The organism is Pelovirga sp. (assembly GCF_059864205.1).
In genome coordinates this window covers 1-24,348 of record NZ_JCBCBS010000015.1, presented here as the reverse complement: position 1 = coordinate 24,348, position 24,348 = coordinate 1, and the positions used below count along the sequence as shown (strand labels likewise).

General features: G+C 49.9%; 21 protein-coding genes. 10 read left to right on the top strand and 11 right to left on the bottom strand.

The annotated features are described in order from the left end of the window. Nucleotides 1-31: 31 nt before the first annotated feature. Nucleotides 32-1,228 (bottom strand): ATP-dependent 6-phosphofructokinase, encoded by a 1,197-nt coding sequence (locus AC6F7T_RS01130; RefSeq protein WP_500716116.1) that lies wholly within the window; start codon nt 1,226-1,228, stop codon nt 32-34. Between the two features lie 352 nt (nt 1,229-1,580). Further along, complete coding sequence (gene purB, locus AC6F7T_RS01125; RefSeq protein ID WP_500716115.1) at nt 1,581-2,936, bottom strand: adenylosuccinate lyase; 1,356 nt, start codon at nt 2,934-2,936, stop codon at nt 1,581-1,583. Nucleotides 2,937-3,121: 185 nt separating this feature from the next. Between purB and AC6F7T_RS01120 the strand changes: the two genes are divergently transcribed. Genes AC6F7T_RS01120 through AC6F7T_RS01105 form a run of 4 tightly spaced genes read left to right on the top strand, consistent with a single transcriptional unit; the run spans nt 3,122 to nt 8,373 of the window. Next, nucleotides 3,122-4,024 carry a patatin-like phospholipase family protein gene (locus AC6F7T_RS01120; protein WP_500716114.1) on the top strand — a complete coding sequence of 301 codons (903 nt, stop codon included), beginning with the start codon at nt 3,122-3,124 and terminating at the stop codon, nt 4,022-4,024. A gap of 33 nt (nt 4,025-4,057) precedes the next feature. Next, complete coding sequence (locus AC6F7T_RS01115) at nt 4,058-5,548, top strand: insulinase family protein (RefSeq protein WP_500716113.1); 1,491 nt, start codon at nt 4,058-4,060, stop codon at nt 5,546-5,548. Continuing rightward, nucleotides 5,545-6,957, top strand: a complete 1,413-nt coding sequence (locus AC6F7T_RS01110; protein WP_500716112.1) for an insulinase family protein — start codon at nt 5,545-5,547, stop codon at nt 6,955-6,957. Before AC6F7T_RS01115 ends, AC6F7T_RS01110 begins: the two co-directional genes overlap by 4 nt. Before the next feature lie 9 nt (nt 6,958-6,966). Then, the gene (locus tag AC6F7T_RS01105) at nt 6,967-8,373 is read left to right on the top strand and encodes a YhjD/YihY/BrkB family envelope integrity protein (protein ID WP_500716111.1); all 1,407 of its coding nucleotides are present in this window, start codon (nt 6,967-6,969) and stop codon (nt 8,371-8,373) included. Here AC6F7T_RS01105 and AC6F7T_RS01100 read toward each other — a convergent pair. Continuing rightward, nucleotides 8,361-9,068, bottom strand: coding sequence for a metallophosphoesterase (locus AC6F7T_RS01100; RefSeq protein WP_500716110.1), 708 nt, complete (start codon nt 9,066-9,068; stop codon nt 8,361-8,363). The genes AC6F7T_RS01105 and AC6F7T_RS01100 overlap by 13 nt on opposite strands. A 69-nt stretch (nt 9,069-9,137) precedes the next feature. Between AC6F7T_RS01100 and gloA the strand changes: the two genes are divergently transcribed. Then, entirely contained in the window at nt 9,138-9,527 is a 390-nt protein-coding gene (gene gloA / locus AC6F7T_RS01095) for a lactoylglutathione lyase (protein ID WP_500716109.1), read from the top strand. Between the two features lie 14 nt (nt 9,528-9,541). Further along, nucleotides 9,542-10,312 (top strand): tetratricopeptide repeat protein, encoded by a 771-nt coding sequence (locus tag AC6F7T_RS01090; protein WP_500716108.1) that lies wholly within the window; start codon nt 9,542-9,544, stop codon nt 10,310-10,312. A 79-nt stretch (nt 10,313-10,391) separates the two neighbouring features. Here the strand turns inward: AC6F7T_RS01090 and AC6F7T_RS01085 are convergent, their stop codons facing one another. The 3 genes from AC6F7T_RS01085 to AC6F7T_RS01075 all read right to left on the bottom strand — a co-directional run bounded on the left by AC6F7T_RS01085 (nt 10,392) and on the right by AC6F7T_RS01075 (nt 12,697). Then, nucleotides 10,392-10,682, bottom strand: coding sequence for a PxxKW family cysteine-rich protein (locus tag AC6F7T_RS01085; protein WP_500716107.1), 291 nt, complete (start codon nt 10,680-10,682; stop codon nt 10,392-10,394). Nucleotides 10,683-10,962: 280 nt separating this feature from the next. Continuing rightward, nucleotides 10,963-12,117, bottom strand: coding sequence for an MFS transporter (locus tag AC6F7T_RS01080; protein WP_500716106.1), 1,155 nt, complete (start codon nt 12,115-12,117; stop codon nt 10,963-10,965). Between the two features lie 373 nt (nt 12,118-12,490). Then, the gene (locus tag AC6F7T_RS01075; RefSeq protein WP_500716105.1) at nt 12,491-12,697 is read right to left on the bottom strand and encodes a hypothetical protein; all 207 of its coding nucleotides are present in this window, start codon (nt 12,695-12,697) and stop codon (nt 12,491-12,493) included. A gap of 167 nt (nt 12,698-12,864) precedes the next feature. On the opposite strand from AC6F7T_RS01075, the gene AC6F7T_RS01070 reads away from it, so the two are divergent. Both AC6F7T_RS01070 and AC6F7T_RS01065 read left to right on the top strand, forming a co-directional pair. Continuing rightward, nucleotides 12,865-13,773: a LysR substrate-binding domain-containing protein gene (locus AC6F7T_RS01070; protein ID WP_500716104.1), complete on the top strand. Its 909-nt coding sequence runs from the start codon at nt 12,865-12,867 to the stop codon at nt 13,771-13,773. A 496-nt stretch (nt 13,774-14,269) separates the two neighbouring features. Beyond that, nucleotides 14,270-15,688, top strand: a complete 1,419-nt coding sequence (locus tag AC6F7T_RS01065; RefSeq protein WP_500716103.1) for a phosphoglucomutase/phosphomannomutase family protein — start codon at nt 14,270-14,272, stop codon at nt 15,686-15,688. A gap of 45 nt (nt 15,689-15,733) precedes the next feature. Here AC6F7T_RS01065 and AC6F7T_RS01060 read toward each other — a convergent pair whose 3' ends face one another. The 5 genes from AC6F7T_RS01060 to AC6F7T_RS01040 all read right to left on the bottom strand — a co-directional run bounded on the left by AC6F7T_RS01060 (nt 15,734) and on the right by AC6F7T_RS01040 (nt 20,979). Next, a complete protein-coding gene (locus AC6F7T_RS01060) occupies nt 15,734-16,324 on the bottom strand; it encodes an ABC-type transport auxiliary lipoprotein family protein (protein ID WP_500716102.1) in 591 nt (196 codons plus the stop codon). After that, entirely contained in the window at nt 16,325-17,407 is a 1,083-nt protein-coding gene (locus tag AC6F7T_RS01055; protein ID WP_500716101.1) for an MlaD family protein, read from the bottom strand. A gap of 32 nt (nt 17,408-17,439) precedes the next feature. Next, a complete protein-coding gene (locus AC6F7T_RS01050; protein WP_500716100.1) occupies nt 17,440-18,189 on the bottom strand; it encodes an ATP-binding cassette domain-containing protein in 750 nt (249 codons plus the stop codon). Beyond that, a complete protein-coding gene (locus AC6F7T_RS01045) occupies nt 18,189-19,322 on the bottom strand; it encodes an MlaE family lipid ABC transporter permease subunit (protein ID WP_500716099.1) in 1,134 nt (377 codons plus the stop codon). The genes AC6F7T_RS01050 and AC6F7T_RS01045 overlap by 1 nt, the downstream gene beginning before the upstream one ends. A 118-nt stretch (nt 19,323-19,440) precedes the next feature. Continuing rightward, nucleotides 19,441-20,979, bottom strand: coding sequence for an HDOD domain-containing protein (locus tag AC6F7T_RS01040; protein ID WP_500716098.1), 1,539 nt, complete (start codon nt 20,977-20,979; stop codon nt 19,441-19,443). Between the two features lie 239 nt (nt 20,980-21,218). Here AC6F7T_RS01040 and AC6F7T_RS01035 point away from each other — a divergent pair, with 239 nt between their 5' ends. Continuing rightward, nucleotides 21,219-22,142, top strand: a complete 924-nt coding sequence (locus tag AC6F7T_RS01035) for a homocysteine S-methyltransferase family protein (protein WP_500716097.1) — start codon at nt 21,219-21,221, stop codon at nt 22,140-22,142. Next, nucleotides 22,139-24,348: dihydropteroate synthase (locus AC6F7T_RS01030; protein WP_500716096.1), on the top strand; the 2,210-nt coding region annotated here is incomplete at its 3' end. The genes AC6F7T_RS01035 and AC6F7T_RS01030, both read left to right, overlap by 4 nt.

Sequence of the window (24,348 nt, the reverse complement as noted above, 5' to 3'; positions counted from 1 at the left end):
GGCGCGCCGTGCCCCTACTGCACTGCAATGTTCACTTGTCGCTGGTCATAATAAACAGCGGCTGATGCATAAATGACTCGTACTTTGGCCGCAGTCGCTCGATGTTGTAATATTTATCAACATTGATAATTTTCTTCTGGCCAGTGACGGTGGTTATCGGTACCGTGTCATAACGTCCGTTATGAATACTTACCAGCCGGCCGGAAGTTCCTGCCAGCACCAGATCCAGCGCCAGATTGCCGAAGGCCATGGGCACCATTGAGTCCAGAGCATCCGGCTCGCCACAACGAACCAGGTAGCCAAGACGCTGATTCAAGACATTAATGGTACGGCCATTATTGTATTTCGGCGAGAGTTCCTTTAATTGTGCAGCGACCCGGTCTCCAATACCACCGAGCTTGCGGTGTCCGTATTGGTCCGCTTCACTGCTTTCAAATGACATTTCCTTGTCATTTTTCAACACCGCCCCTTCAGAAACCAGCAAAACGGAATATTTGCTGGGATTGCGGTTGCGATCCTTGGTGGCCAATTCTGCCAATAAATCAATTTCAATTGGATGCTCAGGAATCAGGCAGCGATCGGCAGCGCCGGCCATGGTTGGGAGCAGTGCAGTGAAGCCGGCATAGCGTCCGAAGACCTCGATAACCAGATAACGTTCATGACTGCCGGCGGATGTGCGTAAGCGGTGGGTCAGTTCAATAGTGCGAGTAACACAGGTTGAGAAGCCGATACAGTAATCTGTTCCCGGCACATCATTGTCCATGGTTTTGGGAATTGCAACGACTTTGACCCCCTCTTCATGAAGGCGCTGGGCATAACTCAGGGTGTCATCGCCACCAATGGGAATGAGAAAGTCCAGACCAAGAAAATCGATATTTTTCAATATTTCCGGGGTCAGATCGTTAATCGCATCGGTGTAGCTGTCACGCAAATGCTCGGGCAGATTGGCCTTCGGCAGGTGGCTTGGGCGTGTGCGCGAAGTATGGAGGAAGGTTCCGCCAGTCCGTCCGGCGCGATTGACAATATCCGTTGTCAGTTCAATGAAGTTGGCGCTGTTGTCGGCTTTTTCATCACGGACACTTTCAACCAGCCCCGCCCAACCGCGGCGGATACCGATAACCCGGTAACCTTCACGTTTGGCGCGAATGGTGACAGCGCGGATCGCTGGATTGAGACCGGGGACATCCCCCCCGCCGGTAAGGATGCCGATCGTTCCTTTATTGGTCATTGATTGCTCCCTGGTTTGGTGATGATTAATGATACTACTGCGCCGGATCATTATAACAAATAATTAAAATCACCAGACGCCTCATTGTAGAGAATCTATTCTAATTTGTAACTATTCAGCTCGATCCTTGCGCAGGGCCTTTGGATCCTGTGGCAAGGGTTTTTGTCGCCATGGACGGCGACAAAAAGCGTTCATGGATGACCCATCGGGAAACAATCGTATCCCTTGACATAGGATTCCCGACCCGGTGCTGAACAGACATTCTAATTTTTTATTTATCGGCAAGAAGATGTTGAATGAATCGTCACTGTTCAGCGCAAGATCGGGGCTGAGTAGTTACATCTAACCTTTATCATTTAAGAAAATCGACGATACGATCGGCCATACCGATGTAGGTAGCGGGAGTCATGGTCATCAGTCGCTGCTTGTCTTCTTCGCTCAAATCAAGCTGCTCGATAAAGGTGCGTATCGTTACCGCATCAATGACCTGGCCACGGGTCAGTTCTTTGAGCTTTTCGTAGGGTTTCTCGATGCCGGCCTTGCGCATGACGGTCTGGATCGGCTCGGCCAACACCTCCCAGGCCTGGTCGAGATCGGTGGCAAGCTTGTCCTGATTCAATTTAAGTTTACCGATCCCCTTGATGGTGGATTGGCAGGCGATCATGGTATAGCCAAAACCGACCCCCATGTTACGCAAGACGGTTGAGTCGGTCAGGTCACGTTGCAGACGCGAAATTGGTAATTTACTGGACAGGTGCTGGAATATGGCATTGGCCAGGCCACAATTGCCTTCCGAGTTTTCGAAATCAATCGGGTTGACCTTGTGCGGCATGGTCGAAGAGCCGACCTCGCCGGCTACTGTTCTCTGACCGAAATAGGCCATAGAAATATAGGTCCAGATATCACGATTAAAATCAATCAGGATCGTATTCCAACGAGCCATGGCATCGAAAAGCTCGGCCATATAATCGTGGGGCTCAATCTGGGTGGTAAAGAGGTTCTGTCTCAGGCCAAGTCCATCGGTAATCATCTCACCACTAAGTCGCACCCAGTCGACATCGGGATACGCCGAAAGGTGGGCATTAAAGTTACCGACGGCGCCATTCATCTTACCTAGCAATTCGACCTGCTTGATCTGCTGGAGCTGACGCTGTAGGCGCGCAGCAAAAACCGCTAGCTCTTTGCCGATGGTTGTCGGCGATGCGGTCTGGCCATGGGTGCGCGCCAGCATCGGGACGTTAGCATATTCTCTTGCCAGGGCGCTGATCATGTCATCAATCTGCTGTTGCAAAGGCAGCAGAATCTGCAATCCATCTTTGAGCATCAGGGCATGGGAAAGGTTGTTGATATCTTCCGAGGTGCAGGCAAAATGGACAAACTCACCGAGATCTTCAAGGCTGCTGCCGACGAGTTGTTCTTTTAGGTAGTATTCAATCGCCTTGACATCATGATTGGTGACCGCTTCGATCTTTTTGACTTTTTCAGCTGCAGCAGGAGTGAAATCAGTAATCACCTGGCGCAGGCTTTGTTCTTCATCAGCGCTGATGCGCCGACACTCAGGAATGCCGGATTCTTTACTCAAAGCAATCAACCATAATACTTCGACTTTGATGCGATTGCGCATGAGCGCGTATTCGGAAAAAGCATCGATCAATGGCTCGACCTTGGTGGCATAACGCCCATCTATTGGTGATATTGCAGTAATCATCCCTGTCTCCTTGTGTTATCTGTTGACCTTTGCGAAACGGCACTATAGCGATGGATTACCGTTGCTGCAACCGCTTTATCTTTTCTTCTGTCATTTCAAATGGATCCCTTGTCAAAAGAGGATCAGACAGTTTAACCTTGAATGAAAGCTATCGACAATTTCTAAACGGACAAAATGAGGTTGGCGTGGAAACAGGAGCAAAGAAAACCGTTTCTCTCGTGCTCGGCAGTGGTGGCGCACGGGGCCTTGCCCATATTGGGGTGATTCAGGAACTTGAACAGCAGGGATACAATATCCGCTCTATCTCCGGTTCTTCCATGGGGGCGCTGGTAGGCGGTATCTATGCTGCCGGTCACCTGTCCACCTACACCCAGTGGGTCACAGCCCTGGATCGTTTCGATGTCCTCAAGCTGTTGGACGTGTCGTTCAGTGGCTCCGCCTTTTTCAAAGGGGACCGGATTATTTCCACCCTGCGTGAACTGATTGGTGATCGCAATATTCAAGATTTACCGATCTCCTATACGGCTGTAGCTACCGATCTTGATGAAAACAAGGAGGTCTGGCTGTCGAGTGGCCCTCTATTTGATGCTATTCGGGCGTCGATTGCCTTTCCAACGGTTTTTTCGGCGATGACCTATAATGGCAGAACCCTGGTTGATGGTGGTTTGTTGAATCCGGTGCCGATTGCGCCAACCCTGCATGATCATACCGATTTAACCATCGTGGTCAGTTTGAGCGGCAAATCCAGACACATCGTCCCTGTGCAACCGGATCCGATCAGCAAAAATGGCAGCAGTAGCGGTTATCATCAAAAAATTATTCATTTTATTGAATCGCTGCACCGGAAAGGGAACGATAAAAATGTTCATGACGAAGAAAATTTTTTTGATGTGATTTCCAAAAGCCTCGACGCCATGCAATCGACCATTGCACGCCTGAAGTTGGCTGCCTACACCCCTGATATTGTCATTGAAATTCCGAAAAATGTCTGCTCTATCTATGAATTTGAACGGGCGCGTGAGTTGATCGAAATCGGGCGTCAGGAGACCGCTGCTGTTTTACCCCATTTTGGCGAAAATGATTTTTGAACCAGGCGTCCTCAGGCGCTGGAGGTAAATAAAATGTATCGTCGATTATTAGTATTTATTGTCTTCATTTTTTTCTGTCTGCTGCTCTCCCCGGCTATTGCTCTTGCCGGTGGTCTCGCTGACCGGGTACAGGAACATCAACTCGAAAATGGTCTGACCGTATTGCTGGTGGAACGTCACAGTTCACCTACGGTTGCCGCCTACATCAGCTTCAGGGTCGGTGCGGTGAACGAAGACAGCCAACAACGTGGTATCGCCCATATGCTCGAGCATATGTTGTTTAAGGGCACCACCACCCTGGGAACACGCGATTTTGAGGCCGAGTTACCCCTGCTGCAACAAATCGAAGAAGCCGGTGCGAAAATTGACCACCTGCGAAGACAAGCTGATGTCGATACCGATGAGCTTGAGCGCCTGCGTGCCCGCTTACATCAGCTGCAATTTGAACACCGGGAACTGGTGGTTAAAGATGAGTTCTCACGCATCTATGCTGAACAGGGCGGCGTTGGTTTTAACGCGTTCACCAGCAAGGATCAGACCAGTTACCTGATCAATCTCCCCGCCAACAAGCTCGAGTTGTGGGCGGCGATCGAGTCGGATCGTCTGCGCAACGCGGTTTTTCGTGAGTTTTTTACCGAGCGAGATGTGGTGCAAGAGGAGCGCCGTCGTGCAGTCGATATCAACCCCGGGGGCAAGTTGTACGAAAATATGCTGGCAACAGCGTTCCAGGTGCACCCATATCGTCATCCCATCCTTGGTTGGGACTCCGATATCCAGGGTTTCAGTTTGCCGGCGATGCGTGAGTTTTTTGCCGACTACTATGCCCCGGTTAATATGATCATCACTCTGGTCGGTGCTTTTCAGAGTGCTGACGCCCTGGCACTGATCGAGCACTATTTTGGTGATCTGCCCTCCGGGGTAAAAGTACCGGCGGTTACCGATCGTGAACCAAAGCAGCGCGGTGAGCGCCGCATTCATGTCAACTTTGATGCGCAACCGCGCATGATGGTTGCCTATCACAAACCAACCGTGCCTCATCCTGATGATTATGCTTTTGATCTGCTCGCCACGGCCTTATCACATGGCCGCACCTCGCGCCTCTATCAGGCGTTGGTGGTTGAGCAACAACTGGTCACTGACGTAGGTGTGTTTCGCGCACCAGGTTCACGTTACGACAACCTGCTGGTATTCAGTCTGTTGCCGCGCCGTGATGTTGCCCTGAAAGATGTAAAAACGGCGCTGGAAGCCGAGTTACAACGCCTGTTAAGTGAGCCGTTAACTGCAGAGGAGATCGACAAGGCACGGCGGCAAATTACCACATCCTTGCTGCGTGGAATGAGAACCAATAGTGGTCTGGCGCGGATGCTGTCAACCTATCAGATTATTGGTGACTGGCAATATCTGATCGAATACGAAGATCGACTGGATGCCGTCAACCCTGCCGACATTACAAGGATTGTCACAACCTATCTGCACAAGGACAATCGTACGCTGGCAACCTTGAGCCGGGGAGGGGAGCAATGAAAACCACCCTTCTGTATCTTCATGTTGTCTTTCTGTTGCTGCTGGTTACGGCCCAGGCCGCGCCGGCACAACGACCGGATCAACTGACTTTTCCACCTCTGGAGATGGTCTTTCCAAGCATTTCGGAACATCAAACCGTTAACGGCATGCGCATTTACCTGAAAAAAAATGACGAGTTGCCGCTGGTCGATCTGACCCTGATGATACGTGGCGGCAGTATCTATGACCCGCTGGAAAAAACCGGTTTATCCCAGTGGCTTGCCCAGGCGCTGGAAACCGGTGGCACGGTATTACTGACTCCGGCGCAACTCGAGGAAGAACTTGATCGGATGGCGGCACAGCTGAGCGTCAGCAGTAGCAGCTACAGTTTTCAGATCAATCTTTCCGTTCATCAGCGCGATTTAAATCGGGCAATGGAATTGCTTGCTGATCTGCTGCGGCGACCACGTTTTGACCTGGAAAGGGTGGAATTGGCCAGGCAGCGTCTGATCGAAAATGTTCATCGCCGGAATGACCGTCCTGCCGATATCGCCAGCCGTTATCTTGCCGCCGCTATCAACCCTGGACATCCTTTCGGGGTCGAACCTACCCTTGACACACTAACGAGCCTGACCGTTGACGATCTTGTTGCTGCCCATCAGCAGTATTTTCAACCCCGGCAGATCTGGTGGGGAATTTCCGGGGCGATCGATGAAGATGAGATTTTACGTCTTATAGATAAGCATGCAGGTGACTGGGAAGGAGGCACAAGCGGTGATTATACCTTGCCGGAGCTTCCAGATTCAACCACGCCTCGCATTACCGTCATCGATCGCCAACTGAGCCAGACCACTCTGCTCATGGGTCATCGTGGGATCAGCAAAGACAATCCCGACCTGCATGCTGTGCGCCTGGTCAACTATCTGCTCGGTGGCGGTGGTTTTAATTCGCGTCTGATGCGCGAAATTCGTTCCAACCGTGGTTTGGCTTATTCCATTTATTCCATGCTTCAACCCGGACGTTATCTGCCTGAACTTTTTATTGTCAGTGGTGAAACCAAAAATGATGGTGCGATTGAGGTTGTCCGGATGGTGCGTGAAATAATCGAGGAATTGAGAGTCTCCGGGGCGTCAATTTCTGAGCTTGAATCAGCTAAGAAGAGCCTGCTCAATTCTTTTATTTTTGCTTTTGAAGATACCCATGCGGTGGTTACGCAAAAAATGCGCCTGCAATTCTATGCCTATCCCGATGATTATCTGGAAACCTATCAGCAACAGATTGAAGCACTGACGGTAGAAGACATCATGCGTGTGGCTCGTGATTACCTGCAGCCGGACCAGTTGCACATTGTTCTGGTGGGGGACAGTGGTATACTGCAAACAGATCTAGAGGATGAGGCCATGGTGTTTGAACTGGTAGAGCTTGATTGAGGCTAGACAATGGTAGAAGCAGCACCACAACAGAATAGCTGGAAAAAACAGCTCAAACATCTGGTCTGGGAGCAGAACCCGCAGGAGATGTCATGGCTTAAACGGACTGCGTTACGCCAACTGCAAATGGTGGTTCTGGTCAGCCGTGATTTTTACAGCAACCGCAGTTTATTGCGCGCCTCAGCTCTAACCTATTACACCCTCTTGTCACTGGTTCCATTTCTGGCGTTAACCTTCGCGCTGCTTAAAGCGTTTGGGGTGCAGAATCAGCTTGAACCATTGATTCTGGAAAAACTCAACGTCGGTGATGGTCATGTCGCTGAAGCGATTGTCGGCTACATCAATAATACCCAGGTTGCTCAAATGGGAGCGATTGGCCTGGTGTTTCTGCTGGTAGCGGTGATCTCCCTGCTGACCAATATCGAAGCGGCTTTCAATGATGTCTGGGGTGTTAATACCCTTAGACCTCTGCTGCGGCGGTTTTCCGATTATCTCTCGGTCATCCTCGTTGGCCCGGTGTTGCTGATCGGTGCTATCTCCATGACCTCATCGCTGATCAGTCACAGTTTTACCCAGAACCTGCTAGAAATGCAGATGATCGGTTCACTGATCGTTTTTGTCCTTAAGGTGACCCCTTTTATTTTCATGTGGCTAGCCTTCACCTTGCTGTACGTTTTTATGTCCAACATCAAGGTTCAATGGCGCGCGGCCCTGATTGGCGGGGTTGTCGGGGGAACCTTGTGGCAGATTGCCCAGCTCTCTTATGTTCATTTTCAGGTTGGCGTAGCCCGCTATAATGCGATTTACGGAACCATGGCGGCCCTGCCGATCTTTATGATCTGGCTCTATGTGTCCTGGGTGATTGTTTTATTTGGTCTTGGGGTTTGCTACGCGAAACAGAACCTACGTACCGGCGCGCGCGATCTGCGCGTTAATGAAGTCAGTCGCCACAGTTACGAGCAGGTGGCATTGGCGCTGCTGGTGACCCTGGCTGACCGTTTCCATCGTGGTGACCCCGCGATCAACCAGGACGAACTGGCAAAACGACTCTATGTTCCCCCGCGTTTGTGTCGTGCCATTTTAGCCCAGCTCGAATGCCTTGGTTTGATTATTGAAATCAGCAGCCATTCCGGTTGGTCCAGCTATCAGCTTGGTCGTGATGCCGATAACCTGAGCGTCGCTGATATCTACAGCATGTTACGAAATGCCGGGGAGGAGGTGTTGTACCTGTATCCCCGTCGACAAACGAAAGTTGCACTGGATACTTGCAGCCATATTGCCGGTCTGGTTGATAGCGAGTTTGGTACCGTCACACTAAAAGATCTGGTTCTGCGCAGTCATGAGGAAGACACCCATCAGGAAGTCAACGGCCCGGTTGATCGTCAGAAGGAAAAATCTGCAGATCAATCAGGGTAAGTTAAGATACTGATGTTACCGTCAAGCAGTTGGGCGTAATTGCGACCTGTCTGCCAGTCACCCAGAGCGATCACCTCGCGACCATGTTGCTGAAAAAATACCGGGACATGAAAATGTCCACAGATCACCAGATCACATGCGTCAGTTACTGCGTTTGTGCTAAACTCCTGCAACCAGGGGGTGGGATCCTGCTGTTTATGATGAGAGCGTTTTTGTTGTCCCTTGTCACTCAACCAGATGCCGAATCTCCAGACCAGATCCGGATGAATCAGGCGCGCAAGAAATTTAATCAAGGGACTGCGCCACAGTTTGCGCAGGCGTAAATAGGCAGGTGAGGGGTGAATCAGATCGCCGTGGCAGATCAAAATGTTGCGACTATCCCAATGGATCAGTGCCTGCTCGGTAATAACTGTGCATCCCAGGGTGTCGCGGAAGTAGGGGCCGATGGTAAAATCGTGATTGCCCTCAACATAGAAGAGCTTGGTTCCGCCTTCTTTAAGGCGGCGTAATTGATCCAACAGCGGTAAGTAGGCTGAAAAGACCAGGTACTCATAACCCAGCCAGAACTCAAAGATATCACCGAGTAAAAACAGGGCATCCAGATCGTGCTGCTGTTTTAACAGGCTCAGCAAGTCCTGATAGTTATCGTCTGCAGCACTACGCAGGTGGGCATCGGAGAGGAATATCGCTTTCATGGCAGCGACTATAAAGAGCCGCTGATAGCTTGTCAATCAATGATAGATGGTTGCTCAAAGGAGACCGTTATGCACTACCCAATGATTCATATCTGCTACCGGGTTATGGACCTTGCAGCATCAGAAAGATTTTATCAGGAAGCCTTCGGTTTTGAAATTTCACGCAAAAAAGATTATCCGGACGGACGCTTTACCCTTTCCTACCTGCAAGCTCCCGGTTTGCCCTTTGAACTGGAGTTGACCTATAACTATGATCAGCAACAGCCCTACGTCATTGGTGATGGCTATTCTCATCTGGCCGTTGCCACCGATGATCTCGAGGGATCGCACCAACGTCACAGCGACATGGGACTGACGGTAACCCCTCTTAAGGGGTTGACCGCAGGCAAACCGCGCTTCTATTTTGTCACCGACCCCGATGGCTTTCGGGTTGAAGTGATTCGCAATACGCCATCCTGATCGGAGAAAAGTATATGACTGCTGATAGTTTGTTTGATGCCGGCACCCAGGCGTTTGAACAGGGTGATTACCCTAAAGCCATTGAATGTTTTGAAAAACTGTTGCAGGAAAATTCAACTGTCGAAGCAACTCTAGCGCTGGCAGAAGCTTATCTGGAAAGCGGGTCACAGAAAAAGGCCTATCAATGCTTAGGCACCGCTCTGGAAAAATATCCAGAGGATATTGATCTGCTTTTTGCTCTGGCGGATTATTATTTTGAGTATAGTCGTCCCGATGAAGCCCTTAAAAGCTATCAGCAGATTATCGACCTGGATCCCCAGGAGGTTGAAGCCTATGTCTGTAAGGCAATGGTGCTGTTAAGTCGTGATGAGTTTGAGGAAGCAGTTGCGTTGTGCCAGGCCGCCTTAAAAATTCAGCCGGATCAGGGTTTTGCCCTTAACGCCCTAGGTGATATCTACGCTCAACAAGGTAAGTTTGATGCTGCCATCGATCTTTATCGACAAGCCGCCGAACTTGATCCGGAAGATTCTCAGCCCCTGTTGAATCTGGCCGATGCCCTTTACGAAGAAGGAAGACTCGACGAAGCTGAAAACTGTTGCCTTAAAGGGTTGGAACTGGACCCAAGTGTTGCTATGGGATATTTCATTCTTGGTTCAATCTGCCTTGATCAGGACCGTACCCGCGAGGCAGTAGAGCATTTTGAACAATTTTTGCGTCTGGAAAAAAGTCCTTCAGCTCAGGATTTGCGCGCTGAAGTAATGGCCGTTCTGGATGGGTTGAAGTAGCTGGATTTTCAAATAAAAAAGGCACAGGTTGGAAGATTTTCCAGCCTGTGCCTTTGCAATGGAAAAGTAACTGTGAAAATTACTTTTTCTTGCCTGCTGCGGCCCGCTTGGCGGCTTTGAGCGGATTGACTCGAACATCATCAGATTTGATGTCGATCTTTTTGTGGGTTGCAAAGTTACATAAACCCGCTGCCCATTTTGCTGCTGGATCAGGGTAGGCGGTGCAGACCTCACCAATGGTGCCGGTGACGATTCTGTTACAGCCTTGACACTGCTCAACGACAACCTTGCAACTACCACCTTCTGCGGTGCAACCGGCTTTTTTCCAGAAACTGCACTCTGTGCCGGGAAGAACTGTTTGACACTGCATCTTGTATTTCCTCCTAAAGTTTTCTTTACTACGTTCTCAAGAACGCTAACTAATATCGAACTTGTCTTTTTGAGTCAATGGTTTTTCTCGTTTATTTAGTGGTCCTGACAGAACAGCATGTTTGATGGCGTCGCAAAAACTCATCAACTGCTGCCTTGCTGCGTTTATTTCGCTGCTTCGACGCAGGTAAGTACGCCTCAGTGCTCAACAAGTGCGCGCCTTGCATTTGGCCTTTTTGCTTATCCATCCAACATGATACTTTTTGCGAAAGCATCATGTTTTATCCTTCGGCAATTTGCCGGCGCTGCCAATGAAGTGTGGTGGCCGCAACCATGATCAACATACCGATGCCAATCAGAGGCAGGCTAAAACTTCCGGTTTTATCGTAGTAGTATCCGGCTGCCAGGGGAGCAATCGCACCGGGGATGTTGGCGGAAAAAAGCCAGCCATAGATTGAAGCAACTCTTTGTGCCCCCCAGATTCTTGCCACGGATCCGGCGTAAATGACCAGTACCCCACCATAGTTGAAGCCCGTCAGGATGGCGAACAGCAGCAGGCCGCCACCGGATATCAGAATAACCGGCGTGAGAAATAAGATGGCAGCCTGGACAATAAGGTTGAGCATGACCGCCTGCACTGTGCCCATACGATCGAAGAGGCCGCCCCAGGCGACGCGTCCCGCTGCATTGGCCAGGGCAAAAAAGGAAACAGCACTGACTCCCGTCATCAGAGTCGCTGATTGGTAAAGCTCTTTAATGTTAGCGTTGACGGCAAAACCCGCAGCCAATCCGGTAAACATACAAAAATAGAGGATCAAAAAACGCTGATCACGAAATATCCAGGTCGTCTTCCGGGTGACTCCAGGTAGGCTGTATTTGAAATCAGGAGGATTTACCATGAAAATGGCGGCAAACAGGATCAACAGCGTGAAAGTCAAGCCGAAGTAGCCGAACAAACTAAACGGGGTGAAACCCCTGTCGAGCAGAAATCCGGCGACCGAACTGACCAGCGCGGCTCCCCCGCCAAAGCCGGCGACAGCAATACCGGTAACCAGGCCTTTATTCTTAGGATACCACTTCATGCAGGTGGAGATGGGTACGATGTAAGCAATTCCGGCACCAACACCGGCAATAACTCCATTGCCGATGATTGTATAGAGGAAGTTGTCTCCGCCCAATGAAGAAATAGCCCAACCGCTACCAAACAGAATGCCGCCACAGATCGTTGAAAAACGAGGTCCGAAGCGTTCAAGCAGAGCCCCGGAAAAAATCATTGTTGCCGGAAAGATAAAATAGAACAGGGTAAAAGGGATTTGGGCTTGTGCCTGGCTAATGCCGACGATATCCCGCAGGTGCAATACATAAACAGACCAGGAGTAGGTGGCTCCTAGACAAAGCTGCATCAACAATGCTGAAATAATGACCATAACGCGCATGAATTGGTCCTGATTCACTTTGAAACGAAAGAAAATATGGGATACTCTCTGTATCTGGGATAGTTTAAGACAGTAAGCAGTGAATGTTTTTTTGTCAATCAACAACGAGGAAAGGCTAATTCTGCTTGGAATTAACCGCAACCGAATGGGAATCCGTGTGTGAACGCTGTGGCCGCAGCTGTTATGAAAAGGTCTCTGTTCAGCACCGGCTCTTCGGATCCTATGTCAAGGGACGCTTTTCGTCATCCATGTCTCACTCCGGAAATAGTTCGATCCGGGATCCTGCCGGCAGATTGTCCTTATGTCGCCAGGTTAAAAAAACAACGTCCGGGGCGCAATGTTGTTGCGCCCCGGTAAGCTTTTATCCTGAATTTCAGTGGGCCTGGTGTCCTGGTGCGTGATGCAATGTTCCAGGTCCTTTTTTGCGTTGATCCTGGCGAGTCAGCGCCCCGCTGAACAGGTTTATCACGGCGTCAGCGATGGCAGCGGAATGTAGTTGCCGACCACGCTCAACCAGCACGTCCATATCCCCGCAGTGGTCATTGCCTCTTGCGACCTTCTCTCTCTGTGTCTTTAACATGGCGTGCCTCCCTTCCTCAGGTTGTGAAGCTTTCTGTTCTTCGTTAAGCCAAGAATAGATGTGGAAATATCATCAGTAAATAGATAAAATTAGACATCAGCTGTGCAAAAATAATCATCTTGGTCGTTTGAATAAGACAAAAGGGCTGAACAAGGGGAAGGACATTAATGAAACTCAACTGGGATGACATGCGGTTTTTTCTGATTCTTTGCCGTAGTCAATCCTTTGTAGCTGCCGGCGCTGAATTGAAAGTGACCCATAGTACCGTAGCGAGGCGCCTGACAACGCTGGAAAGTTCATTGCAAACACAGCTGTTTCTAAGAACGGAAAAGGGCTGTCGACTAACCCCTGCAGGTGAGCGACTTCTGCCTTACGCAGAGCGACTTGAAACCACTATCCTGCGGCTGGAAGAGGATATTTCAGGTAAAAACAATCAGCTTGCGGGGACCATCAGGATCGGTGCTCCGGATGGATATGGTAACTGTTTTCTTGCTCCACGTCTCGGAGCTTTTCAGGGGGCACACCCGGCCCTTGAGGTCGAGTTGATTGCCGTGCCCATGTATTACAGCCTGGCTAAACGTGAAATTGACATTTTAATAACGGTCCGCAAGCCGACAGAGGGCCATGTTGTTGTCAGGCGTCTGTCGAATTATCGTTTCGGCCTCTTTGCCACCAAAACCTATCTGGATCAATCTCCTCCAGTTACCTGCAAGGATGATTTGCGCGGCCACAGAATGATCAGTTATATCGACGAACTTCTGTATGATCAGGATTTGAATTTTATCAACGAATTTTATCCGGGAGGGCGCGCGCAATTCAGAAGTTCAACCCTGGTAGGGCAGAAATATGCTATTCTTGCTGATAACGGCATCGGCGTTATCCCTTATTTCATGGCACATGGTGAGCCCACCCTGGTGCCGGTGCTGCCGGATCTTTACGCCGAGAGGGTATTCTGGTTGCAGGTGAATCCCGATTCGAGGCAGCTTGCCCGGGTGCGGGCGACCATCGATTTTATTGTCAATGAAATGGAGGTAAACCGGCCGCTGTTTATGGAAATCGACTCTCCATCGGGATGACCGGTACTGCCGATCGTCATCCCCACAGGACCGGTCAATCAAGCCCACGGATGATCGATGAGCAAACTTTCATGCCATCATGTAACCAAAATGACATTCGCTCCTAACCGGTTTATTACAAGACAAGGGTACTTCCGAAGAATCAACCTTGATGCTTGCGCAACAAACATCTGGTTGGAGGGCCAAGCTAACAAACTAAAAGCGCCACATGCAAGGCGCGCCATGGTTGAACAATGAGGCGTACTAACGTACGTCGAAGCAATGAAACGATGGCGGCAACGCAGCACAGTTGGTGGGTTTTTGCGACGCCATCCACCTTCAGGAGTACAAGCTATGGAGCTGCTGTGTTTCTTGTCAATCGTCGTGATTTTCTGTGCCTTTGGGGTAACAATCCGCGCGATTGAGCACTCTTCAACGCCATGACATCCAGGTCGGTGTCTGATCTGGGTAAGCTGTGGTATAATCCGGTAAATTTTTTCAAGGAGAAAAAATAAACATGACACAGATAAAATTTGGTACTTCCGGTTGGCGGGCAATTCTTTGCGACGAATTTACCTTCAGCAATATCAGGGTTGTCATTCGGGCCATAGCTGACCATCTGGTGGAGGAGGGGATTGCCGATCAAGGTGTGGTTATTGGCTATGATGCGCGCTTCATGGGTAAGGATTTTGCCCGGGAAGCAGTACGTGTTCTGGCTGCAGCCGGAATACCATCCTTTTTGTGTGAGCGTGACACGCCGACACCGGTTATTGCTCATGAATTGCTGCGCCGAAAAGCTGCCGGAGCCATTAATTTTACCGCCAGCCACAATCCCCATACCTACAACGGTATCAAGTTCTCCCCCGCCTGGGGTGGCCCGGCACTGCCGCAGACGACCAGCGATATTGAAATTCGTGCCAATGCCCTTCACGGTTGCGATGTCCCGGTAATAGATCTGGACAAGGCGCAAGCTGAGAACCTTTATACTGAAATTAACCCGCTTCCATCTTATTTTGATACCTTAAGGGAGCTGATAGATTTTGCCGCCATCGCCGAATCGGAGCTGTGTATTGCGGTTAATCCCCTTTATGGTACTGGTCGCGGCTATCTTGACAGCCTTCTTGAGCAAGCAGGTGTCCAGGTAATTACCATCAATGCCAACCTTGATCCCTATTTTGGTGGTGAACCGCCGGAGCCTGCTGAAGCCCACATTGCTGATTTTATCCAACTGATTAAAGAAGACAACAGGATCGGCCTCGGGTTGGCAACGGATGGCGACGCTGATCGCTTTGGCATCGTAGATGGCGATGGTAGCTATATAGAGCCGAACTATATTCTCGCCTTACTGCTGGATTACATGATCCGTCGCAAGGGGTTGAGCGGTGATGCTGCGCGCAGCGTGGCAACTTCCCATTTAATCGATGCAGTGGCGGCCTATCATCAGGTCAAGGTGCTCGAAACACCGGTCGGTTTCAAGTTTATCGGTGAATATATCAGCGCTGGAAAAATCCTGATCGGCGGTGAGGAGAGCGCCGGCCTCACCGTTCGTGGGCATGTTCCGGAGAAAGATGGAATCCTTGCCTGTCTGCTCGTCGCTGAGATGGTAGCAGTTGAAAAAAAATCGCTAAAACAGCTTCTAGCTGATCTATATTCCCGAGTTGGAGAATATTATACTCGCCGAATCAATATTCGCTTGTCATCAGAACTGGAGGACAGTCTGCCGGCAAAATTGACAAATCCACCTGCAGAGATTGACGGGCGCAACATAACAGAAGTAATCCGCATTGACGGGAGCAAGTTCCTCTTTGCCGACGGTTCATGGATGCTGTTCCGTAAATCAGGGACGGAGCCGGTGGTTCGGCTGTATGCCGAAGCGGCAAGTGAAGAGGCACTGCAAAAGTTGATTGCTGCCGGCAAAAATTTTATTCTGGGTTGATCGCGCTGTTCGTCGACAAATTAAATGCTGGCAAGGCCGGGTCTTTCAGCTTCCCTGCTTTGCCAGTTCCCTTGCCAGTTCCCTGCTCAACCCTTCCAATCCACGATTCAGGGCCTTGACCAGCCCCTCGTAACTGTCATCGATGGGACGTTGATCGATATAGTGGCCAGGGTATTTTGCCCCCTTTTGGTCTGCCAGTTGCCAACGAATATCAACGTCGGTTTTTTGTCCTAATATTCCGGACATTTTTTTTACCGATATTTGCAGGGTATGATCGACCTGGCGATTGATTTGCCATGGTTTGATTACAACGGTTGATTCCGGTAACAGCAATCTTAAATTGTTGGCAATCAGGTTCAGTACCTGATCTTCAAGCGGGGTGGCCCAACGCTGAATTTCAGAAATATGAATGATGTTGTTCTGCTGTCGGGTAACAATCTGTGAGCGTTTTAAGTGTTCTGGAAATTCAGTTAGTTCAATGGCAATAATGAAATAACTATCTGATAAAATGTCAGGACTGGTGGTGATGGAATCGAGTATAAAAAAATGGCTCGGTGGTGTTGATCCTTTAATCTGAACACAGGCCGAGGCCAATAGCAGCAACAGCAATAAGCTGAGATAGTGGAAAGTCCTCATCTAATCCTCCGCGGCGCGGCCACGCAAAAGAATTTGCGGGTTGCGTTCTATTTCATCGGTCAGGTAGCGCAGACTGCGCAAGGTGCGATTAAGTTCCTGCATGGTCATGCTGAACTGTTGCAACAGCGATGAGTCGTCGGCGGCCAGCGATTCGATTTGATCCATGGCAGCTGTTACTTTGTCGGACGCTTTTGTAAATGCATCCATGCCCCGATCAAAAGATTGTGCCAGGGGGTCGACACGTTGCTCTATGATGTCAAGAGTGTGCTTAGCTGCCTTCAGGGTGACATCGATCTCTTTGAAAGCCTCTGCCAGGGTGGCATCAATGCCGGCCAGGGTTAGCTGCGAGGAGTCCAGGGTTGCATCAGCCTTGATTAGGAGCGCTGGAATGTTGTTGTTCAGCTTGGTCAGTAACTCATTCAGCAAGACGGTAGTGGTATCGAGCTGTTCAACTGCATTGTGCAGATGCGAGGAGTTTAGCAGTCGTTGCACGCCATCAGCGGATTGCATGAGTTTGTCGACCAGTTGTTGCCAGGGGAGCTCTTCAAAGGTTTTTGTCAGCTCTGCCAGACTTGAACTGATGGCCGGAATTTGCGGATAGTCGCTGGGCAGGTCAACCCTTGATACCGGCGATGCTGGAACCATGTCCAGATTAACAAACAATTGTCCGGTAACCAGGCTGTCAAGTTGCAACTGGGCCCGTAATCCTTCGGTGATCAAAGGCAAAATTGGGTCTTCAGCCTGAACGCTGGTTTTGAGTGTCTCAAAAAGCCCCTGTTCGGATCCTTCTGCCCTGATTTTTTTTGGATCGAGTTCGATCACCACGGGGATGTGAAATTCCAGATCGCTGGGGCGAACCCTGATACTGATTTCTTTGACCTGACCGATTCTGACTCCACGAAAACGTACCGGTGATCCGACATTTAAGCCTTTAACCGAACTCTCAAAATAAATGACGTATCGTCTGGTTTCGGTAAAAAGACCCCCTGGACCAAAAAAGGTCAACCCCACAACAATCAGGATAATTGCGCCGATAACAAAAATGCCAATGGTGCGCGGATCAACTTTTTTTCTGGTGTTCATGGTTTTCCTTTAATCCCTGAAGTGCAGCAGCATCAACCGCTACGGGTCAGAAAGTTGCGTACTCGCAGGTCTGAAGATTCCTTTAGTAACTGTTGCGGTGCCCCTGACGCAATCATGGTTTTTTCATCGGTATCAAGAAAGATGGCCGTATCGCCTACCGTAAATATACTGTCGAGGTCATGGGTGACCATTACAATGGTGGTGCCCAGGCTGTCACGCAGTTCAAGGATGAGTCGATCAAGCAATTTTGCGCTGATCGGATCGAGTCCGGCTGAAGGTTCATCGATAAACAGAATGGCTGGGTCCAGGGCCATGGCCCGGGCAAGGCCGGCGCGTTTGCGCATCCCGCCACTGATTTCTGAAGGGTAATAGTCTTCAAAACCGGCCAGGCCAACCAACGCCAACTTGTAGGAAACAACTTTAGCGATCCGGGCTGAGCTTAAAGATGTGTATTCTGACAGGGGCAATGCTATGTTTTCACCCAGAGTCATGGAACTGAACATGGCACCACTCTGATAAAGAACGCCACTGCGACGGATCATCTGCGTGCGCTCTTCCGCGTTACTGGTCCAGATGTCGATGCCATCAATCAGGATTTCTCCCGTGGCCGGCTCCATCAGGCCAATCAGATGTCTTAACAGCGTGCTTTTACCGCACCCGCTTCCGCCCATGATAATAAATATTTCTCCACGCTTAACACTGAAATTGAGATTCTGTTGAATTACCGTATCAGCATAGGCCATGGTCAGATTTTTCACCTGAAGATGAGGTATCTGTGACATTAAACCCCCAGTACCTGACAGATAACAGTAATTACCGCGTCGGCAACGATAATCAGTACCAGGGAGGTGACGACAGCACTGGTAGCAGCAAAACCTACCGCTGAGGCACTGCGTCCACATTGCAAACCACGAAAACAACCGGCTGTGGCGACCAGAACGCCAAAAACGGCTGCCTTCATGATCCCGATAAGGAAATGCTTTAATTCAACAAAGGCCTGTATCTGCAGGTAATACTGAGAAAAAGAAATATCAAAGAGGCCTGCACTAACGATAGCGCCGCCAAATATGCCCATAAAAATAGAATAGACACATAAAATCGGCATGGTGATACATAGCGCCAATAGACGCGGTAAGACGAGAAATTCCACAGGGGAGATCCCCATCGTTGTCAGGGCATCAATTTCTTCATTAACCTGCATAGTGCCGATTTGAGCAGCATAGGCCGAACCGCTACGTCCCGCCATAGTGATTGCCGTCATGATTGCACCCATTTCTCGCGCCATGCCGAGACCAACCAGGTTGGCGATGAAAATTTCGGCACCAAAAAGACGCAACTGTACAGCTCCAACAAAAGCCAGAATCATGCCGACCAGGGTGCTGATCAGAGTAATAATCATCAAGGCAGAAGGACCGGCCGCCTCGATCTGATAGAACATATCGGCAGTGCGCAAACGTGCGCGGCCGCGCATCAGGTTATATGTCCCTTTGCACAGTTCACCAACAAAAGTCAGCATATCGTTCCATGAACGATGCGTCTCAAGAGTAACATTGCCTATTTTAGCCAGGACCGGTTGCCCCAAGATAGCGCGGCGCGAATCTTTACGCTCAGGAACAGCATAGGCTAGATTCAGCAGTCGTTTGACTCCCTGGGGCAGGTTTGTTTTGTCAACCGGGATGTTTTTATGTTCACAGCGATCGATTAATTCAATAAGAAAAGTCATCAGGCCGGTGTCCCAGGTAATAAGTTGCTCTGTGTTGAACGAGACAAAAGCCGCTTTGACGTTATCAATATGACTCAGAAGGGGATAAATGTCAGGAACGCCGGCAGTGAAAGACCAGTCACCGGTCAAATGTAGCAATAAACCATTGTCGATGGGGGCGAGCGTGTATTTTGCGTTAGCTGACTCAGTCATGGCAGGCCTGTTATTGTGGAGGATCTGTCACAATAACTATCAATTTACCATGTTACTGGTTGCGTAGCCAGTTGGTTCAGTCCCAATGGTGTAAAAAACGTTGTCAGTGCGGCATTCATCAGCTTTCGATATGCCGCATATCCAAAGAAGATACCTGATTTCTGCCACTGCTTTTTGACAGCATGAGGGCCTGATCGGTAGCCAAAATCAATTCGTCCTTAGTAACCTCCCTGGTTTCCGGGGTGGTTGTTGTCAGGCCGGCACTCATGGTTACGTATATGATCTGATCCTGATGATTGGTAGCAATTCCCTCAATACAGCGGCGCAGTCGTGACGCAAAGACTCGTGCCCCTTCAACGCCGGTTTCAGGAAGAATGATCGCAAACTCATCACCCCCGTAGCGCGCAACAATGTCGCAGGGGCGCACGGCGGAGGAGACTGCTTTGGCAATATTCATCAGGATCACGTCCCCCGCTGGATGACCATAACGATCATTGATCTTTTTAAAATGATCAAGATCAAAGAGGATGAGGGAAAGGGATGAGTGATAGCGTTTTGAACGTGATAGCTCCTTGTCCAGGGTTTGATGAAAATAACGATGATTATAGAGACCGGTAATGCCATCTCGGTAAACAAGTTCACGCAGACGTGCATTGCTCTCCTTAAGCCGGCATGATATGCGTTCTGCTTTTACCCGCGCAACGTTGAGTTCCAAAACCATCTGTTCCTTGCTCAGGTTGATCCGCGTTAATTCCGCATTGGCTTGCTGTAGCAGAACTGAATAAGGCACCATCTCATCTGATTTAATCTCAAAAAATTTTATAATTTCATTGCTTTTGGTCGCAGCTTCATCGAGTAACCGATAGGTCTGTTGCTCTGTCAGTCCGAAATGTTTACCAAGCAATCCCTGCAGTATCGGCGCGGTGGTAACCGCACCATAGTCACGACACAAAGAAGCAAGTTGTCCAGCAAAATAGAGAATTTTAGCCGTTTGTTGATGATCGTCAGGGGCCCGATCAGGGCAGGGATGGTACAGGATCGGTTCACAAATGTCATCTGCGAGGTTCCAGTGGTTCAAAAGTGCATAGCCAACCTGGCTATGGTTGAAACCATAGAGGTTGTTCTCGGCCTCGATAAGACTGTCATTGTCGTCCGATTCATTTATCAGATTGTTGTACATGTCGCCTTTAGCTTGTGAAATAACCAGGATACCGATGTCTTTAAGCAGGCCGGTAACAAAAATATTATTATTTTGCTGGTTCAGTTCACGCGACAAAAGCTCTGCGGATACAGCTGTTGTAACGGATTTTTGCCAGAATCGATCCATATTAAAGCCGGAATTCTCATTGCTGCGGTAATCTGAAGAGATGACAAATGAGAGAGCGATGTTTTTGATCATATCGGTTCCCAGGACAACCATGGCTCGTTGAATATTGGATATATTGCCTTGAGAGTAGAACATTCCGGAATTTGCAATCTTGAGCATTTTTGCCGTTAACGCCGGGTCTTTAGCAATTACATCGCCCAGCGCCGTGAGTGGTGCCTCGTCTTTTCTGACAGCATTTAGGATATGAACAGCAATGGCAGGTGGGGATGGCAATTTGAGATTCTTCTCAATCATCGTGATGATATTTTTGTGCTGAAATGTTGTATGCATGGCATTATCACCAGTCTTGTGACGTTCCGAATAGCTCATCATTGGGTCCAGATCATAAATAGTTAAACTTTAATAATAATATCAGCTCAATATATGTCAAGACAATAAATCTTGCTACTGGACAGGGGTATCCGCACTGGTTACTATAAACGCGATTTTGCCCGTTAAAAAATATGGGTAATGACCATTGTCATTGCTTTCAGGCCTGACTGGCTCAACTTCTTTTCTCTGGATTGCAGATGCTACTAACAGAATGCCCTATTTTAATATTCGATGGTGCTTGCGGAACAAACCTGCAGCTTTTTGATATCTTGCCTGGGGAATGGAACGATTGCGAAGGGTGTAACGAACTTCTCAATCTGACCGCTCCACACCATATTGCGCGCCTGCATTCCGAGATGCTCGCTGCCGGGGCTATGGTGCTGGAGACTAACACCTTTGGCGCTTCGCGCATCGTATTGGCCGAATATGGCCTGCAGGACAAGGTGCGGGAAATCAACATGCAGGCGGTTGAGATTGCCAGGCAGGCTATAGCCGGTCGCGAAGGACGTTTTATTGCTGGTTCTGTTGGGCCCGGGACCAAGTTGCCATCCCTTGGCCACATCGATGTTGACGGCTTAAAGAGTGCAACAACCGAACAGATTGCCGCCTTGCTTGATGCCGGCGTTGATTGCCTGATTATTGAGACCTGCCAGGATATGCTGCAGACCAAAACCGCCGTAATTGCGGCCTTTGAAATGCTTGAAGCCGGTGGATTGGAATTGCCGGTACTGGCGTCGGTGACCATCGAACAGCAGGGAACGATGCTGGTCGGTAGCGATATAGCTGCGGTTGTTGCCTCCCTGGAACCCTTCCCCTTGCTGTCTTTGGGGCTGAATTGTGCGACTGGACCTAAAGACATGGTATCCCATGTTCATTATCTCAGCCAGCATTGGCCTGGGCGCATTTCGGTGATTCCGAACCAGGGGATGCCCGAGGTTGTCGATGGTAAAACTCATTACCCCTTAGCGCCGGAAGATTTTGCTGAGCAGATGTGGCGCTTTGTTACCCAACAGGGGGTCAGCATTGTTGGTGGTTGCTGTGGCACCAGCCCGGCCCATATCGCTGCTTTGACAGCGCGGCTTGGCGGCGTTACCCCGGCCCAGCGGGAGGTGACGCGATGAAAGCTTCTGTTGCCAGCCTTTATCAGGCCGTCGAATTGCATCAGGAAATCCCGCCACTGTTGATCGGCGAACGTTGTAACCCCAATGGCTCCAAGGCCTTCAAAGAGGCGCTGATCGCTGAAGATGATAACGCCTGTCTGAAAGTAGCTCTGGATCAGGAAGCCCGCGGGGCCCAGGTGATTGATCTGTGTGTTGCCTATGCCGGGCGTGATGAATTGACCGACATGAACCGTTTGACGCGCCTGTTTGCCGGATCCTGTAAAGCCCCGCTGATGTTTGATTCTACCAGCCCCGACACCCTTGAACAGGTTCTGCCGCTGTATCCGGGGCGCGCTATTATCAATTCCATTAACCTGGAAGATGGTGGCGCCAATCTTGATCGAATCTGTAAAATGGCAAAAAAATTCGGTGCTGCGGTGGTTGCTCTGGTGATCGATCTCGAAGGGATGGCTCTGACCTGTACCAGAAAAGTGGCAGTTGCTAAAGAAATTTATCATCGTGCCGTCAACCTCCACGGCTTGCGTCCACAGGACCTGTTGTTCGATCTGCTGACCTTTACCGTCGGCTCCGGTGATGAGACCATGCGTCGCTCAGCGATTGAAACCCTTGAGGCGATCAAGCTGGTGCGCCGTGAATTACCGGGCGTTGGCTTTACTCTGGGTGTCAGCAATATCAGTTTTGGGTTGCGCCCGGCAGCGCGCAAGGTTCTCAATTCGGTTTTTCTGCATGAGGCGGTTGAAGCCGGGCTCAATACCGCTATCGTTGATGCGGCCAAGGTGTTGCCATATTCAGCTATCAGCGAGCAGGACCGGGAAATCTGTTACGATTTGCTTTTCGATCGTCATCCTGATGCTTTGATGGCTTTTATCGATTATTTCGAGCAAGCTACTGATAAAGATCAGGATGAGGACGCCCCACCGTTGCGTCTCGAAGAACAGTTGCGCCATAAGGTACTTAAAGGCGACAAGGATGGTCTTGAAGACCTTCTGGCCGAATTGCGTGGGCGCTGGAAACCCCTGGATATCGTTAATCGCCTGCTGGTACCGGCGATGCGCGAAGTCGGTGATCTCTTCGGTCGTGGCGACTTGCTGCTGCCCTTTGTTCTGCAATCCGCGGAGGTCATGAAACTCAGTGTGGCGCTGCTCGAACCCTACATGGAAAAAATCGACCAGGACGGGCAGGTCAAAATATTGCTCGCCACCGTCGCCGGCGATGTCCACGATATCGGCAAAAATCTGGTTGATATTATTCTCACTAATAATGGTTACAAGGTCTTCAATATCGGCATCAAGGTCCCGGCCGAAGAAATAATCGCCAAAGCCAAAGAGTACCAGGTCGAGGTTATCGGCCTTTCCGGTCTACTGGTCAAATCAGCGATGCTGATGAAAGACAACCTGGCTCAGTTTAGCGATGTTGGTCTCAATCTGCCGGTGCTGCTTGGTGGAGCCGCTTTGACCCGAAAGTATGTCGCACAGGATTGTGTACCACAATATCAGGCTCCGGTGGTGTACTGTGCCGATGCTTTCGATGGCCTCAAAGCCATACGCGCCTTTGAAGCCGGAGAGTTGATATCAACAAGCTGGTCTGAAAGCGCCATAGCACCTAATCGCCCCGGTGCGCAAACCACCGTGATTGATCGTCAGTGGGAGTGTCCGCAGGTTCCTTTTATCGGTGATCGTCAAGTGCTGGATATCAACCCGGAAAAACTCTTTGATTATCTCAATCAACCAGCCCTGTTCCGTGGTCGTTGGGGTTACCGGCGCGGGAAATTAGCCAAAGAAGACTACGAGCGTCTGCAGCAGGAAACGGTGTTGCCCCTCTATGAGCGGCTAAAAAATGAAGGCTTAGGTGAAGGCTGGTTCGAGCCGAAGGTTACTTATGGTTACTTCAATTGTTTCAGTCGTGAAAACCAACTCATCGTCCAGCATGCCGGGCAGGACTACTCATTCGATTTTCCGCGCCAGCAAAGCGCTGCCGGTTTATGTATTGCCGATTTCTATCACAGTCAGGAGGAGGGAGGGGACAAGGTTGGTTTTTTTGTCGTGACCCTTGGCGAAAAACTGGCGCGGGTAACCTACGAACTCTATGCTGCTGACAGCTACCACGATTACCTGATGCTCCATGGCCTGGGGGTGGAACTGACTGATGCCCTGGCCGAATACTGGCATGAACAGATGCGCATCGAGATGGGGATTCAAGCCGGCCA